The sequence below is a fragment of the Eudoraea chungangensis genome, from assembly GCF_029360665.1.
GTDB lineage: Bacteria > Bacteroidota > Bacteroidia > Flavobacteriales > Flavobacteriaceae > Eudoraea > Eudoraea chungangensis.
Window position 1 is genome coordinate 644,867 of sequence record NZ_JARDUB010000003.1, and the last position, 14,303, is coordinate 659,169.

General features: G+C 37.1%; 13 protein-coding genes and 1 tRNA gene. 6 read left to right on the top strand and 8 right to left on the bottom strand.

Annotation, left to right across the window (positions count from 1 at the left end):
- Positions 1–14 precede the first annotated feature (14 nt).
- Positions 15–89 (bottom strand) — tRNA-Val (locus tag PXG98_RS09745).
- Between the two features lie 194 nt (positions 90–283).
- Here PXG98_RS09745 and PXG98_RS09750 point away from each other — a divergent pair.
- Positions 284–1,048 (top strand): exodeoxyribonuclease III, encoded by a 765-nt coding sequence (locus tag PXG98_RS09750; protein WP_276390664.1) that lies wholly within the window; start codon positions 284–286, stop codon positions 1,046–1,048.
- A 25-nt stretch (positions 1,049–1,073) separates the two neighbouring features.
- Here PXG98_RS09750 and PXG98_RS09755 read toward each other — a convergent pair whose 3' ends face one another.
- A complete protein-coding gene (locus tag PXG98_RS09755; RefSeq protein WP_276390665.1) occupies positions 1,074–2,309 on the bottom strand; it encodes a cation:proton antiporter in 1,236 nt (411 codons plus the stop codon).
- Positions 2,310–2,509: 200 nt separating this feature from the next.
- Here PXG98_RS09755 and PXG98_RS09760 point away from each other — a divergent pair, with 200 nt between their 5' ends.
- Positions 2,510–2,983: an Hsp20/alpha crystallin family protein gene (locus PXG98_RS09760; RefSeq protein WP_276390666.1), complete on the top strand. Its 474-nt coding sequence runs from the start codon at positions 2,510–2,512 to the stop codon at positions 2,981–2,983.
- A 98-nt stretch (positions 2,984–3,081) separates the two neighbouring features.
- Here PXG98_RS09760 and PXG98_RS09765 read toward each other — a convergent pair whose 3' ends face one another.
- Genes PXG98_RS09765 through pta form a run of 3 tightly spaced genes read right to left on the bottom strand, consistent with a single transcriptional unit; the run spans position 3,082 to position 7,155 of the window.
- Positions 3,082–3,846 (bottom strand): patatin-like phospholipase family protein, encoded by a 765-nt coding sequence (locus PXG98_RS09765; protein ID WP_276390667.1) that lies wholly within the window; start codon positions 3,844–3,846, stop codon positions 3,082–3,084.
- 7 nt (positions 3,847–3,853) lie between these two features.
- A complete protein-coding gene (locus PXG98_RS09770) occupies positions 3,854–5,050 on the bottom strand; it encodes an acetate/propionate family kinase (protein ID WP_276390668.1) in 1,197 nt (398 codons plus the stop codon).
- A gap of 2 nt (positions 5,051–5,052) precedes the next feature.
- Entirely contained in the window at positions 5,053–7,155 is a 2,103-nt protein-coding gene (gene pta, locus PXG98_RS09775; protein WP_276390670.1) for a phosphate acetyltransferase, read from the bottom strand.
- Between the two features lie 499 nt (positions 7,156–7,654).
- Between pta and PXG98_RS09780 the strand changes: the two genes are divergently transcribed.
- Positions 7,655–8,287, top strand: a complete 633-nt coding sequence (locus tag PXG98_RS09780; protein ID WP_276390671.1) for a WG repeat-containing protein — start codon at positions 7,655–7,657, stop codon at positions 8,285–8,287.
- A gap of 35 nt (positions 8,288–8,322) precedes the next feature.
- On the opposite strand, the gene PXG98_RS09785 is transcribed toward PXG98_RS09780, so the two are convergent.
- Both PXG98_RS09785 and PXG98_RS09790 read right to left on the bottom strand, forming a co-directional pair.
- Positions 8,323–9,072, bottom strand: coding sequence for a slipin family protein (locus PXG98_RS09785; protein ID WP_276390672.1), 750 nt, complete (start codon positions 9,070–9,072; stop codon positions 8,323–8,325).
- 205 nt (positions 9,073–9,277) lie between these two features.
- The gene (locus tag PXG98_RS09790; protein WP_276390673.1) at positions 9,278–10,150 is read right to left on the bottom strand and encodes a universal stress protein; all 873 of its coding nucleotides are present in this window, start codon (positions 10,148–10,150) and stop codon (positions 9,278–9,280) included.
- A gap of 205 nt (positions 10,151–10,355) precedes the next feature.
- Between PXG98_RS09790 and PXG98_RS09795 the strand changes: the two genes are divergently transcribed.
- Together PXG98_RS09795 and PXG98_RS09800 are read left to right on the top strand one after the other, a co-directional pair.
- Positions 10,356–10,949, top strand: a complete 594-nt coding sequence (locus PXG98_RS09795; RefSeq protein ID WP_276390674.1) for a CDP-alcohol phosphatidyltransferase family protein — start codon at positions 10,356–10,358, stop codon at positions 10,947–10,949.
- A gap of 106 nt (positions 10,950–11,055) precedes the next feature.
- A complete protein-coding gene (locus PXG98_RS09800; protein WP_276390676.1) occupies positions 11,056–11,949 on the top strand; it encodes a nucleoside hydrolase in 894 nt (297 codons plus the stop codon).
- Positions 11,950–11,985: 36 nt separating this feature from the next.
- On the opposite strand, the gene PXG98_RS09805 is transcribed toward PXG98_RS09800, so the two are convergent.
- Positions 11,986–12,840: a hypothetical protein gene (locus tag PXG98_RS09805; protein ID WP_276390678.1), complete on the bottom strand. Its 855-nt coding sequence runs from the start codon at positions 12,838–12,840 to the stop codon at positions 11,986–11,988.
- 284 nt (positions 12,841–13,124) lie between these two features.
- Between PXG98_RS09805 and PXG98_RS09810 the strand changes: the two genes are divergently transcribed.
- Positions 13,125–14,300 carry an efflux RND transporter periplasmic adaptor subunit gene (locus PXG98_RS09810; protein ID WP_276390680.1) on the top strand — a complete coding sequence of 392 codons (1,176 nt, stop codon included), beginning with the start codon at positions 13,125–13,127 and terminating at the stop codon, positions 14,298–14,300.
- Positions 14,301–14,303: the final 3 nt, after the last annotated feature.

Consider the following 14,303-nt stretch of genomic DNA (forward strand, 5'->3'; position numbering starts at 1 on the left):
ATCCAAATAACAAGTGGAGTGTATTGGATTCGAACCAACGACCCCCGCCCTGTCAAGGCGGTGCTCTAAACCAACTGAGCTAACACTCCTTAAAACCACAATTCAAAAATCATTTTCTGAATCGGGCTGCAATATCGGAAAAAACTATAACACCACCCAAGAGATGGCCCAATGGAATGCCCTATTTCAAGGAATTTAAAGCAAAACATTTTTACAGTCTTTTATGTTCTTTACTTTAAGCTTCGTATTTTGTGTTTTGCTTTTAACTACAAAAGATAATTTTATGAGAATAGTATCCTGGAACGTGAATGGTATTCGGGCCATTATGAAAAAAGATTTTCAAAATTCCATTGAAAAAATAGGCTTTGATATTATTTGTCTCCAAGAAACCAAAGCACAAGACCAGGAAGTAGAAAAGGCTTTATCTGTTTTTCCAGATTTATATCTCTTCGTTAATTCTGCGGAAAAGAAAGGATATTCTGGCACAGCTATTCTAAGCAAACGTAAACCACTGGAGGTGTCTTACGGGATAGGGCAAAGCGAATTTGACAATGAAGGTAGAGTTCTCTGCGCTGAATATCAAGACTTTTTTTTAGTAAATGTTTATGTCCCTAATTCGGGTCAAAAACTAGACAGATTGTCTTATCGGGCTAAATGGGATACTGCCTTTCTGAAGTATCTCAAGGCCAAAGAAAAGAAGAAACCTGTAATCGTTTGTGGGGACTTTAATGTCGCCCATAGAGCCATCGACCTTAAAAATGACAAATCTAACTACAACAAAACTGCGGGCTATACACAGGTAGAAATTGATGGTATGAATAACTTTACCTCCAGTGGTTTTATTGATTCTTTTAGAACATTACACCCGGACGAAGTCTTATACAGTTATTGGAGCTACCGATTCAAGGCGAGAGAGCGCAATACGGGCTGGAGAATAGACTACTTTTTGGTAAGCAAAAATCTTTTTAAAGAGGTAAAAAGGGCAGATATTTTAACGACTTATTTGGGCTCTGATCATTGTCCGGTTTTGTTAGAACTTAAGCCTTAATATCAATAGAACACAAAGGGTTCGTTCATCGTAGTCTTTCAACTAATTTACCCACTGTGAGCCCTTGCACGATGATTGAAAAGATTACTACCACATAGGTCATCACCAAAAAAAGATCCCTGTGCATCTCCACGGTTAGTCCAAGTGCCAAGGCAATGGAAATAGCCCCTCGTAGCCCCCCCCAGGTCATAATTATATTTGTATATGGAACAAAATCTAACTTTTTCTTAAATATTGCTACCGGGCCCGATAACGAAATAAACCTGCATAAAAGGGCTATTGGAATTGTTAATACCCCTGCCAAAATAAACTCAGATTCTAGGTCTAGGACTAATAGCTCCATACCAATTAAAACAAATAGTATAGTGTTCAATAAAATATCTATCAACTCCCAAAACTTATCAACGTATCCCTGCGTTTGCTCTGACATGGCCTGCGCGCGTACTTTGTGCCCGCCTATCATTAATCCGGCAACGACCATCGCCAATGGTCCTGATATATGCAAATAAGACGCAATAGCGCTACCGGTCATCACTGCCGAAAGGGTTAGTATCACTTCTATATTGTAATCATTAATAGACTTCATTAACTGGTATGTAATCCATCCAAGTAAAGCCCCTAACAGTATTCCACCGCCAACTTCAACAACAAACAATTCCAATACACTTATAAGGGAAAACTCTTGGTTAGAACCACTTGCAAGACCATAAATAGTTAAAAAGATTACTACCCCAACCCCGTCGTTAAATAACGATTCCCCAACAATTTTCATTTCCAACTTCTTGGGTACCTCGGCCTTCTTTAGAATTCCTAAGACGGCAATTGGGTCGGTAGGAGAAATTAATGCCCCAAACAGAAAACAGTAAATTAAATCGACTTGCAGACCTATTCCCTCCAACATGAGAAACACTACTCCGCCTATTAGAAAAGTAGACACCAAGACTCCAAAAGTGGCAAATAAAAGTACCGGCCAACGCAGTGTTCGAAGTTGTTGCAAATCTGTATGCAAAGCTCCGGCGAAAAGTAAAAAACTAAGCATAATATCTAGAAGTACTGCTCTAAAATCTATATGACTAATGATATAGCGCTCGGCATTTAACAAGGTATCATCAAAATAGCTCAATGCAAAAATAAAAAAGGTAAAAACAATGGTAATTACTGTGAGGCCAATGGTACTAGGCAGCTTAATAAATCGAGTGTTTAAATATCCAAAGGTCGCTGAAATAAACACTAAAGCAGTTGTAATAAGATAATAGTCCATAGGCTGCGAATATATCCAAAAATGTCTTAAATAAAAACCGCTAGATTAATCTAAAAGACCAACTAACCATTGGAAACAGGCGACATCATATAACTTCCTCTAGGAAAGTGGTTTCCTAAGCTGATTTAAATCATTTCAAGGGAGTTATAATGACCTTACTTTTAAGCTTAAATAAAGTTGAACCCAAAAAATTTACTACTATGTCACGTATTAAAATGAATAAAAAAAGAAAGCCATTTGTGACGGACTTAGTCACTTCCGATTTTTTTGATATGGAAGATTTTTTTGACAATCGATTTTGGAGCAATCGATGGTTAAATGACAATTTCTGGAATGGCAGAAAAGGAGAACCTGCTCTAAACATTAAAGAAACAGAGGATAAATTTGAAATTGAAATAGCGGCCCCAGGTTTCGAAAAAAAAGACTTCGTAGTTACTCTGGAGGAGGGCACCTTAATTGTTAAAGCTGAAAAATCTTCTGAAGAGGACGAAAAGGATGAAAGTTTTACTCGCAAAGAATTTAGCTACAGGGCTTTTGAAAGAAGGTTAGTCTTACCCGAAAATTTAAAAGAAGAAGAAATCAAGGCGGTTTATGAAAATGGCATTTTACGCTTTAATCTTCTAAAAAAAGAAGAAATTGAAAAATCCAAACCTACCATCGTAGAAATTAAATAAATCCCTTGGATTTTCTGGGTGTTCCTCATACAACTAAACTCGTCCATGTAGTAAGGTCTTGAGGGGCACCCTATTTTTTTAAGTTCTCCTACTTATTTTTAAAATATCAAATGCTTATGCTGCTCTAGAGACTCTACCGCTGCCTGATATCCAAGATTAAAAACAGCATCCATATCTTTTACGGTAAAAGTACCATGATTCACCAAGTCTTTTGGTGAAATAACAAGACTACAATCATTAAATTTTTCCAAAGAAGTCTTAGCGGCCCTTATTTGGTATGCCCTTTCCAATACATTGTAGGAATACTTTAAATCGTTCATGGTGACTTTCACAAAGGGATTAACATAAGCCCCAATTATCTTATCACAGTGGTCTTTAATGAGATCTACCGGAAAATTATTCAGTACTCCTCCATCTACGTAGAACTCCTTATCTATTTCTACCGGAGTAAACATACCTGGAAAAGCGGCAGAAGCCAACAAGGGTTTAATTAATGGGCCACTTGAAAATACACGCAAATTACCTTCTAATATATTTGTAGCGGTAATATATAGGGGAATGTTTAAAGACTCAAAGCTATCTTCTTTAAATAAGTGGGTAAACTCCTTGTGAAACTTTTCTGAATCAACAAGACCTGGTTTCGTAAGGGCAAACTTCTTTAAACTAAAAACATCTACTGTTTTAAAAAAATGAAGTATTTCTTTCCAGTTTAATCCAGCCGCAAACAAGGCACCTACTATTGCTCCTGCACTTGTCCCAGCAATAGAAGAAGGAACTATTTCTCTTTCTTCTAAAGCTTTTAGAATTCCTATATGGGCTAACCCCCTAAAACCTCCTCCGGAAAGCACCAAGCCTGTTTTCATCTCTCAATTAAATTTTATTCTCTTTTACTAAGGCATAGGTTTGTTTGGCAATTTCTGCTTCTTCATTAGTAGGCACCACCAAAATTTTAACTTTAGAATCAACCTCCTGTATTTCCCTTAAATGATGCCTATGCTCACTGTTTTTCTCTCGATCTAAACTTATCCCAAAAAAAGACATATCCCTGCATACCATTTCTCTTATCAGGGAAGAATTTTCTCCTATCCCTGCTGTAAATATAATGGCGTCTAAACCATTTAAGACCGCAGTGTAGCTACCTATATACTTCTTTATCCGATAGGCATTCATTTCCAGGGCCATTATGCAATTTAAATCCCCTTCTTTAGCAGTCCTTTGAATATCTCGTAAATCTGTTAATCCACTTAAACCAAGCATTCCGCTACTTTTGTTCAACAACGCTTCTACTTCCTCTAATTTATAACCTAAATTCCTAACCATATAAAAAATGATGGAATGATCAATATCGCCACTACGACTACCCATTATTAAGCCGTTAGAAGGGGCAAAACCTAAACTATGATCGATACTCTTACCATTCTTAACCGCCGTAATACTGCAACCATTCCCCAAGTGAATTGAAATTATATTTTCTAAAGAATTTCCAAAATAACCATTTACTTTTTCGGTAACATATTTATGACTTGTACCGTGAAACCCATAGAGTTGAATTCCATTTTCGTCGTATAATACATTTGAAATAGCATATTTTTTTGCCTTTTCAGGAATGGTTTGATGAAAGGCCGTATCAAAAACAGCGACTTGTTTTGCCTTTGGAAATAATTTTTCTGCAACAGTAATCCCGGCTAAATTATGTGGATTATGCAGAGGAGCCAGTGTTCCCAATCTATCTATGGCTTCTTTTACCTCTCGATTTATCAAAGTAGTATCACTAAAATCATTTCCTCCATGCACCACCCTATGACCAATTGCGGATACATCTTCAGCGCTAGATATGCTACCCTTTTCTGTATCTAATAAAAGGGCAACTATAGCTTCCAAGCCCTCAAGATGGGTTTTTATAGCTATTTCCTCCTTTATTTTAACATTCTTATTTTGATAAGTCAACTGAGAAGTTTTCCCACCAATTCGCTCTATAATCCCGTGAGAAAGTACTATTTCTCCCGGCATTTCAACTAATTGAAATTTTATGGATGAACTCCCAGAATTTATAATAAGTATTAGCATTTTTAACTCTCTTCCATTGCTTGTGCCTGAATGGCGGTGATGATAACTGTATTAAATATATCTCTGGTGGTACTCCCCCTGCTTAAGTCATTAACAGGTTTGTTTAGACCTTGAAGTATAGGGCCAATAGCCAAGGCACCTGTTTCTCTTTGCACCGCCTTATAGGTGTTATTCCCTGTATTTAAATCCGGGAAGATAAAAACCGTTGCCTCCCCGGCTACATCCGACTCAGGCATTTTAGACTTCCCTACCTTTTTGTCAACTGCCGCGTCGTATTGTATAGGCCCTTCAATTTTTATTTTCGGAGCTCTGTCCTTAACTATGGCTGTTGCCTCCCTTACCTTCTCTACATCCTCCCCTACACCAGATGTTCCCGAGGAGTAAGACAGCATGGCAATTTTTGGCTCAATGCCAAAAGCAATACTCGTCTTAGCCGAAGTAATGGCAATTTCGGCCAACTGTATGGCGGTTGGATTGGGATTAATAGCACAGTCACCGTAAACCGTAACCCTATCCTCTAGGCACATAAAAAATACTGAGGAGACAATGGAAACACTGGTCTGAGTCTTTATAATTTGTAAGGCCGGTCTTATGGTATGCTGGGTGGTATGAATAGCTCCGGAAACCATCCCATCTGCATGCCCTTTATAAACCATCATGGTTCCGAAATAGGAGATATCCGCCATTAGGTCTCTGGCCATAGACAAGTCAACATTCTTGTTTTTCCTTAGCTCGAATAATGTAACAGCATAATCATCGAAATATTCAGAATGTATCGGATCAATAATAGAAATCTTGCTAAAATCGAGGCGTATATCTAATTGTTTTGCCCTCTCTTCAATCTGTTCTTTCTTACCCAATAAAGTAATTTTTACAGCATTGGCATTGGTTAGGTCATGGGCCGCTATAAGAACCCGATCGTCTGTGCCTTCTGGCAAAACGATGTGTTTAATGTTTTTTTGAGCCCGTTTTAATAAATTGTATTGGAACATCCTCGGAGTTATCCCGTTAGCCTGCGAGGTAATTAGCCTTGCTGCTAATTCATTTACGGGTACATATTTTGTAAAATCATTGATAGATGTTTCTATCTTCTGTTTGTTTTCCGCATAAATCTTAGGTCGTATAGCACCTGTTCTGTTCGCCACGGCAAAGGTGCCTTCAGAAACAGAGATAATCGGTACTACGTCGGACAAGCCTTCAATAAGCCTAATAACAGGTTCTTCAGGAATAAGTCCCCCGGTGAGAATAATGCCAGACGCTGTTGGGTAATTAGATGAAAGGTTGGCCTGTAAGGCTCCCAATACAATATCTGATCTATCTCCAGGGGTAATTATTAATCCATTTTCTTTAAAGTGCGTAAGATAGTTACGCAGTTGCATGGCCCCAACGCTAAAATTACTCACTTGATTGTTAAGGTACTGTTCCCCAAAAAGCACTTTCCCTTCCAACTCTTTTACAATTTCCTTCACACTTGGATTTCCCAATACAGGATTTAAAGGGATAACTCCGACCAAAACGTTTCTTTTTAAGGCCTTAACTAGCCCTTGATTAACCAAGTCTATATTTTCTGGCTGAACCATATTGGCTATTACCATCAAGACTTCAACTCCTTTTTCTATAAATGAATCGTAAGCTAAATAGAGGTTGTCTACTAATTCTTCCAAAGTCTTCCCCACCCCTGTATTAATAATTACAGTAGGTATCCCTAAATTTTTTGCCGTTAACACATTAATATCCCACTCAATTATAGAACCTTCTCCTGAGAAATCCGTACCCTCAACAAGAATAAAATCGAACTTAGATTCTATCGCTTTATATTTTTCAATTATCTTATCGAGTACCTCGTCGTTTTTGTCTTGGTTATGCTTTTGAATTACTTCAGACCTGGTAACGGCAAAGGTCTCCGGATACTCCATTTTTATATCGAAGTAATTAAGAATAGTGTAAATATGATTATCCATTTCCCCATCGGGATAGTCATCAATAATTGGCCTAAAGTACCCAACCTTGGCTGCTTTGCCCAACAACATATTCATAAGACCTATGGAGAGAATAGATTTTCCGCTGTTTGATTCTGTTGTGGCAATGTAAATAGCTTTACTCATAGCAAGAAAAAAATATACGATTACAAATTTATAGTATTCCTTTTGTTTATGCGTTAACTAGAAACTATTTTAAAAATATGTAGCCATGAAGAGATTGGTACTGCAGCATGTTAAGCAAGATAGTCTGTATTTTGAGGTAATAGAACTGCATATAATACTCTCATAGGTGAAGAACATTTAGTTTTACCCTAGATTCTTTTAAAATTTCCAAACCTAGATCTAACTCTTACTCTTATAATTATACCCAAAAATACCTTTCTTCGAACTTCGCGAATTATCTGTTCCAAACACGGTATGCCCAGATAGAGATAAAAGCTAATTCACTTCGAAACATGTGCTCTGACAAAATTCAGGATCGATCTACCAACCCAAATAAAGGACTAATAGAATACTACAAAAGTTAAGGGGGTGGCAACTAGATAATGGATGACCAAGGTCATTGCAGTACTCCCGATGCTATAATAGTTTTGTGCTATAATAAATCCCAAAATTAAACATCATGAAAAAGTCAGTTTTATTTCTTTCGGTTTTCCTTTTCCCTTTTATCATTTTTGCTCAGAATCTTTCTGGTCTTGATGAAATTGCTCCATTTAATGAAGGTTTAGCCGCCGTTCGTAAGGGGGAAACCTGGGGGTTCATCAATAAAAAAGGAGAACTTGTAATTGATTTTCGAAATGATTTGGTTTGGCAAGAAAAATCCATGATTACCGAAAAAGACTTCATTTCTTCTTCATACCCTAGGTTTGTAGATGGAAGGTGTATGATAAAAAGTACTATGTCCGAAGAGGGGATTACTGTCTATGGCTTTATTGATAAAAATGGCAAGGAAGTCATAAAACCAGAGTATTTAAATATCACCGAATTTCAAGAAGGTTATGCTCTTGGTATTTTAGTTACCAAGTCTTTTAGAGGTAAAAATAATTTTCAATTAAATATCTACGATTATAGTTTTAGTGAGGTTCTCCTTGATACCAAAGGGGAGATAATGCTATTGATTAAAAAGAGAGATGGTATATCAATGTCTACAAGGCGATACGAAAGACCACCGCTCACGACTAAATTTTTATCGCCTAAATCATTGGCATTGAAATCTTCTGAAAACACTTGGGAAATAAAACCACTTGATTTATGAATATAATACTTTGGTGTTATAGGCAATACTTTTGTTTAGCTGGAAGAATCATCCTTATTAATTCTAGGAAGCACTTCTTCTGGAAATGGAAACAAGATGGTGGAATTTTTTTCTGCTGCAATATTCGACAAGGTTTGGTATAGTCTCAATTTAATGGCCGAAGGAGACTTATCCATCTGCAATCCTGCTTCTAGGAGTTTTCCAGCAGCTTGTTCTTCAGCCTGAGCCAGGATTATTCTAGCTCTTCTAGAACGTTCCGCTTCTGCTTGATTTGCCATCATTCGCCTCATGTTTTCAGGAAGTTGAATGTCCTTAATCTTCACATCAATAATTTCTATTCCCCATTCGTGTGTCTCCTGTTCTACAATGGCCTTGATATTTTTGCCCATTTCCTCTCTTTTTGATAGGATTGTATCTAATTCTACTTTTCCGCAAACATCCCGCAGTGCCGCCTGAGCAAGCTGGGTAATAGCAAATGAAAATTCCTCTACTTCCAACACTGCCTTTTCGGGATTGTTAATTTTAAAAAAGACCACCCCATCAATACTACAGGGCACATTATCTTCAGTCATTACCTCTTGTGAAATAATATTAATAGTAATTACTCTTATGTCTACTACCTGAATAGATTCAACAATAGGAATTATCCATCTCAACCCTGGCTGTAAGATTTTAATATACTTCCCAAAGCGAAATTTTAGAGCTCTTTTGTACTCAAAAACTATTCGTATTCCGGACAACAAAAACATCGTGAGAACAAGAAAAAATATCAAAAGTGGATTCATAATAAATGTATTTAAGTTTTAAACAACTTTGAGCTATGGGATATAACTATTTATAATATGAGCTGACAAAAAGAAAGACGCTTTTTTTTTGTCAACACCCTACCCTCCTTTATAAATTACAAATAAAATCAATCGTTTCAAAATAAAAACAAGACCCTATTTGAATCCAAACCTTTATGAATATTACAAGAATTAAATCGTTTTCTTACTTTGATTCTTTCCGTAGAAACTCTCGCAGACTTTCTTTTTTAAAACTCCATAGCGGGTATATTCTTTCGAGCTTCATTTTTTCAACCATATCGAGGCGCCAGAAATTAAGAAAACTATCTTTATCCTCTCTCTCTAACATCACCAATATAGCGTTAGTAACATTATTTAAGTAAGTGTTTAAGGCGATTTGAATATTGTTGGAAAGGATTAGTTCAAAACTAATTCTAGAATAAGAAACCTGTTCTTTCAGCATTTCCTTAAACCACTCTAACTGCTGCATACCGGCATATTCTTTTTCGGTTGAAATATGAATTAATTTTATTGGCTTCTCAAGACATCTGGCAATTTCTGCTAGAGATTTTATAGCGAGTATATCCGCTTCTTCAAAATCCGTTGCGTAAACAAAAGATTTTAGGTCCTGCAGGATAAATTCATCGGGAACGGCAAGGAGAGGAACCAAAGATCCTTTTATTAGGTTGGTGGCAGTGCTCCCCATAAAAAATTCTTTCCACCTATTTCCACGATGCATGCCAACAATAATAAGATCGGCCTTTATTTCTTCTGCCAGCTTTATAATTGCTTCAGAAGCGATGCTGTGTTCTTTTAAATGTACATTAGAAATTTCCCAGCCTGCATTCTCTTGGCTTTTACGCGCACAAAAATTTATCAGTCGCTCTCTATTTTCCTGTATAAGCCTTTTTTCCTTTTGGGCATAGCCCAAACTAAGTGTACTCATATACGATGGGGTCATTTCAAAAACGTTTACAGCCTGTACCTCCGCTTCTAATTTCTCAGCCAGAAAACATGCGGTATGAAGTGCTGTTTCAGCTGCTTTAGAATAATCTGTAGCAATTAATATCCTTTTCATAATGGTATTGGTAGAGAATTTCAATTTAATCAGAGAATACGTAAAGTCCTATGACCAAAGTCATAGGTCTAATACATATAATTAATGACATTATATCCTCAAAAGTTCTGACAGTAGGGCCATGGCAAACCTAAAATAGGTGACGGATTGTTTTAGATAATCCTAATTCAAAGCTGTGTCTATTGTCTATATTGAAATAGGGAAAATGTCTTTTTTTAAGAATTTTAATATTGCAGATTGGTTCTCCTTTTACCGCATAGCAGCCGTACCCATTCTATTAACTTTTATTCTCATAGATCAGAAAGATTGGTTTAGTTGGTTTTTGCTAATCAGTTATAGTACAGACGCCATTGATGGCTTTCTGGCAAGAAAATTAAAAATTTCCAGCGCAAGAGGCTCACAGCTCGATTCCTATGGAGATCAGCTTACTTTCGTAATGGGTCTTATAGGAATATTCTATTTTGAACCAGGCTTTATAAAAGGGAACTATCTCCTGCTCACTATCGCCTTTACTCCTTACCTAGTTCAGATGGTACTGGCATTCAAAAAATACGGAAAAGCTACAGCCTTTCATACTTATCTAGCTAAAATATCCGCAATTATACAAGCCTTATTTATCCTTATGCTACTCTTTTTTGGACCAATATATTGGCTTTTCTATACCATGTTGATCATAGGAGTTCTGGAAACCATTGAAGAAATCAGCTTAATTTTTCTTTTTGATCATTGGGTAGAAGGCGTTAAAGGCCTTTATTGGGCATTGAAAGACAAAAAACGCAATACTGGATCAAATAAGTAATCCTTTATTTATAAGCTTAGTCTTTAAAAATTAAAGCCTAAAAGGAACATGGTAATTTTGATTAATTTCGGAAGAGCTATATCTTTAACTGAAATACCAAAAAAATATGAAAGTCTTTCATTTTCTGTGTATTCTCGGCTTTAGTATAGGGCTGTCTGCACAAGTAAAAACCAAAGTTATATTAGACGCAGATACTGCTAATGAGGTAGATGATCCTTATGCCATTGTAAGAGCTTTTGCAGTTCCCGACTGGGATATTCAAGCACTGAGTGCGGCCCAATGGCAAGGAAGTCAATGGTCTACAGCTCGCAGCATGGAAGATAGCCATCGTCTCAATCAGGTATTAACAGCCTATTTAAAACCAGAAAACACCAAGGTAATTAGGGGAGGCCATAGACGCATGTACGACTGGGGTGACATGGCAGTGCATTCGGCGGCCGCCTATAATTTAATAAAGCAGGCACATCTTCAAAAAAATGGTGAAAAACTAACTGTAATCGCCTTAGGGGCACTTACCAACATTGCTTCTGCCATTTTTATAGACCCCAGTATAACCCCAAAAATTAAACTCTATTGGTTAGGCACACAATACGACTTTGAAAATGCAGTTTCTACTCGAACGGATTTTAATCCTATGATGGATCCACAAGCCATAGAAATGCTCCTGGCTACCCAATTAGAAATGCATATAATTCCGGTAAGTGAAGTAAATCAGATGAAGTCTAATTTTGAGGAGACTAAACAAATTCTTTCAGGAATTCATCCTTTAGGGGAATATCTAATCCAGCACTGGTACAATCATGACGATGGGGGAAGAGAAGAAAGAGTCTTATGGGATATCGCAATAATTGAAGTCATGTTGCATCCTGAATGGGTTACAGAAGTAGAAGTAGACAACTTTAAGAACAAAAATGTTTACTTATACAAAGACATGAAAAAAGAAAAAATCCTTGAGAACTGTTTTAAAGAGATAGTAAGAAAACTTAACGAACTGGAATAGAAACTTTCTTATTCCATTCTCAGTATACAACACAGCTTAAAAGTTTGCCGTTACCCCAAAAGAAGGTCCGGTAAATGCCATGTCAAAATTGCCTTTCCAGTTTTTATTGTTGAATTCGGCATAATAGTTAAGATAATGATAAGCAACACTTAAACCTAGATTATCTATAATCTGAAAATTTACTCTGGGACTTATATTCCACAAACCTCCTGAAATATCTCCAATGTTAATAAACAGCCAATCTACATTGGCCATAAAAGACCATCTTTTAGACGGGGCCCATGTGTACCATGCACCAATATTTGGAAGCGGCAACAGTATGTCCACGTCTTGTCTTCGAAAGCCAACATCTTGACCATTTATTGTGGCATTCCCTTCCACAAAGGCATCAGGTCTTACCGCGTGGATTCCAAGACCTGCTCCCAGCTCATGCTTATCTCCAGTGCTAATAACTCGTCCAAAGAAGGCGCGGAATAATGAAAAGCCAAAACCAGCACTTACACCACTTCCAGCCTCAAAAGTTACGTCTTCCCAAACAACATCTTCTTCTAAAACTGCCTCTCCTCTCGCACTAACCCTAAAATATTGCCCTGTAACGGACCATAACTTAGATTTAGAAAAACGCCATGTAAAATCCATATTAAAAGTTGTTTGCGCACCCCCTATACCAAAGGTTCTATCGAAATCAATACCTCCTAATTCCGTAATTTCTAGATTGGCATCTACCCCTACCTCCACCTGCCTGTCTGGAACAAACAAGGCCGCCCTAGCCAAAAACCGGTCTGTCAACAACTTATTCTTGTCTTCTTGAGCAGATAGTTTTACCCCAGTCATTAGAAAACCCACTAATAGTAAGAAGGAGATACCCTTAAGGGATGTAATTTTTTTCATATTTACATTTTTAACGCCTCGAAATAGTTTGGTATAACAGGGAGAGACATCCTGTTTATAATTCCAACCACTTTAACAGGAACCTTTCACGTTATAAAGACCAAGATACAATAATCTATCAAATAGCAATCAACTATTAAACGCGACCACGAGAAGTATTAGAATAATTCTTTCAGGATTAAAAACCTCAACTAATCTGTTTTATCTTATTATTTATTCCTCAATAATCATTAAATTACCCGTTTAAATTGTATTTCCAATAGTAATTTTATTAGCATATCATTATGGATCAAAAATTCTTCTTCCAAATCATGGTCCTTGTAATAGGGAGTTTTATACTGACCACTTCATGCAAAGACAAAGATCCTACAACCAAACCCATTCCACCTATAAATGTTTTAGAAGTGCTGGTAAAAGACGTGCCCTTGGAAAGAGAGTTTGTTGGCCAGGTTTACGGATTTCAGGATATCCCTATAAGAGCAAGGGTAGAAGGCTATTTAGAGGGTTTACATTTTGAAGAGGGCTACCCGGTTAAAAAAGGTCAGCTTCTTTATACTATAGATGCCCAACCTTTTGTTGAAAAGGTAGCCTCCCAAGAAAGCATGGTGGCAGAAGCACAGACTTATTTGGTCAATGCCGAAAACGAGTTGACTAGATACAAACCTTTGGCAGAAATCAACGCGGTTAGTAAGAGTGACTTGGATGCAGCACAAGCAAGCAGAGATGCAGCGGCCGCATCTCTTGAAGCAGCTAAGGCAAATTTACGTATGGCGGAAATTAATCTTAGTTATACCCGAATAGTATCTCCAATTAATGGACTTATTGGAAAGACTGAAGCCAGGAAAGGAGAATTTGTAGGCAGAGATCCTAATCCTGTGATTCTAAATATTGTATCTGATATTAATAGAATGCGCGTGGAATTTTTTCTTACGGAGTCGGAGTATTTATCTGTTGCTCGCGACTATAACGATAGGATTGCTGAAGATGGCACGATTAAAAGAGAAAATCCAAAAAATGAAAACAATCTCACTCTAGTACTAGCAGATGGAACGGTCTATGACGAAGAAGGAAATGTAGAATTTTTAGGCAGGGCGATTGATGCCAATACAGGTTCCATTTTAGTTCAGGCCTCCTTCAATAATAGTAAAGGTCTACTTAGACCTGGAATGTATGCAAAAATAAGGGTGGAGTTTGAAACTGCGAAAGATGCCATCTTGGTTCCCCAAAAATGCGTAACCGAACTGCAAGGACAATATTCTGTATTTGTTGTTGAAGAAGGTAATATTCTAAAATCTAGACAAGTGTCCATAGGTAATAAAATTGAGGACCTTTGGATAATCACAGAAGGCTTAAAACCAAAAGATAAAGTAGTAATCGATGGATTGCAAAAGGTAGCATCGGGCATGGAAATTAATCCTGTAGAGACTACTTACAGTGCTGAAAAAGATATAAAAGAATAGAAA

Coding starts and splice junctions, on each gene's coding strand:
- PXG98_RS09755 (WP_276390665.1), bottom strand. CDS start 2,309: ATGGACTATTATCTTATTACAACTGCTTTAGTGTTTATTTCAGCGACC.
- pta (WP_276390670.1), bottom strand. CDS start 7,155: ATGAGTAAAGCTATTTACATTGCCACAACAGAATCAAACAGCGGAAAA.
- PXG98_RS09750 (WP_276390664.1), top strand. CDS start 284: ATGAGAATAGTATCCTGGAACGTGAATGGTATTCGGGCCATTATGAAA.
- PXG98_RS09770 (WP_276390668.1), bottom strand. CDS start 5,050: ATGCTAATACTTATTATAAATTCTGGGAGTTCATCCATAAAATTTCAA.
- PXG98_RS09795 (WP_276390674.1), top strand. CDS start 10,356: ATGTCTTTTTTTAAGAATTTTAATATTGCAGATTGGTTCTCCTTTTAC.
- PXG98_RS09800 (WP_276390676.1), top strand. CDS start 11,056: ATGAAAGTCTTTCATTTTCTGTGTATTCTCGGCTTTAGTATAGGGCTG.
- PXG98_RS09765 (WP_276390667.1), bottom strand. CDS start 3,846: ATGAAAACAGGCTTGGTGCTTTCCGGAGGAGGTTTTAGGGGGTTAGCC.
- PXG98_RS09810 (WP_276390680.1), top strand. CDS start 13,125: ATGGATCAAAAATTCTTCTTCCAAATCATGGTCCTTGTAATAGGGAGT.
- PXG98_RS09785 (WP_276390672.1), bottom strand. CDS start 9,072: ATGAATCCACTTTTGATATTTTTTCTTGTTCTCACGATGTTTTTGTTG.
- PXG98_RS09805 (WP_276390678.1), bottom strand. CDS start 12,840: ATGAAAAAAATTACATCCCTTAAGGGTATCTCCTTCTTACTATTAGTG.
- PXG98_RS09760 (WP_276390666.1), top strand. CDS start 2,510: ATGTCACGTATTAAAATGAATAAAAAAAGAAAGCCATTTGTGACGGAC.
- PXG98_RS09790 (WP_276390673.1), bottom strand. CDS start 10,150: ATGAAAAGGATATTAATTGCTACAGATTATTCTAAAGCAGCTGAAACA.
- PXG98_RS09780 (WP_276390671.1), top strand. CDS start 7,655: ATGAAAAAGTCAGTTTTATTTCTTTCGGTTTTCCTTTTCCCTTTTATC.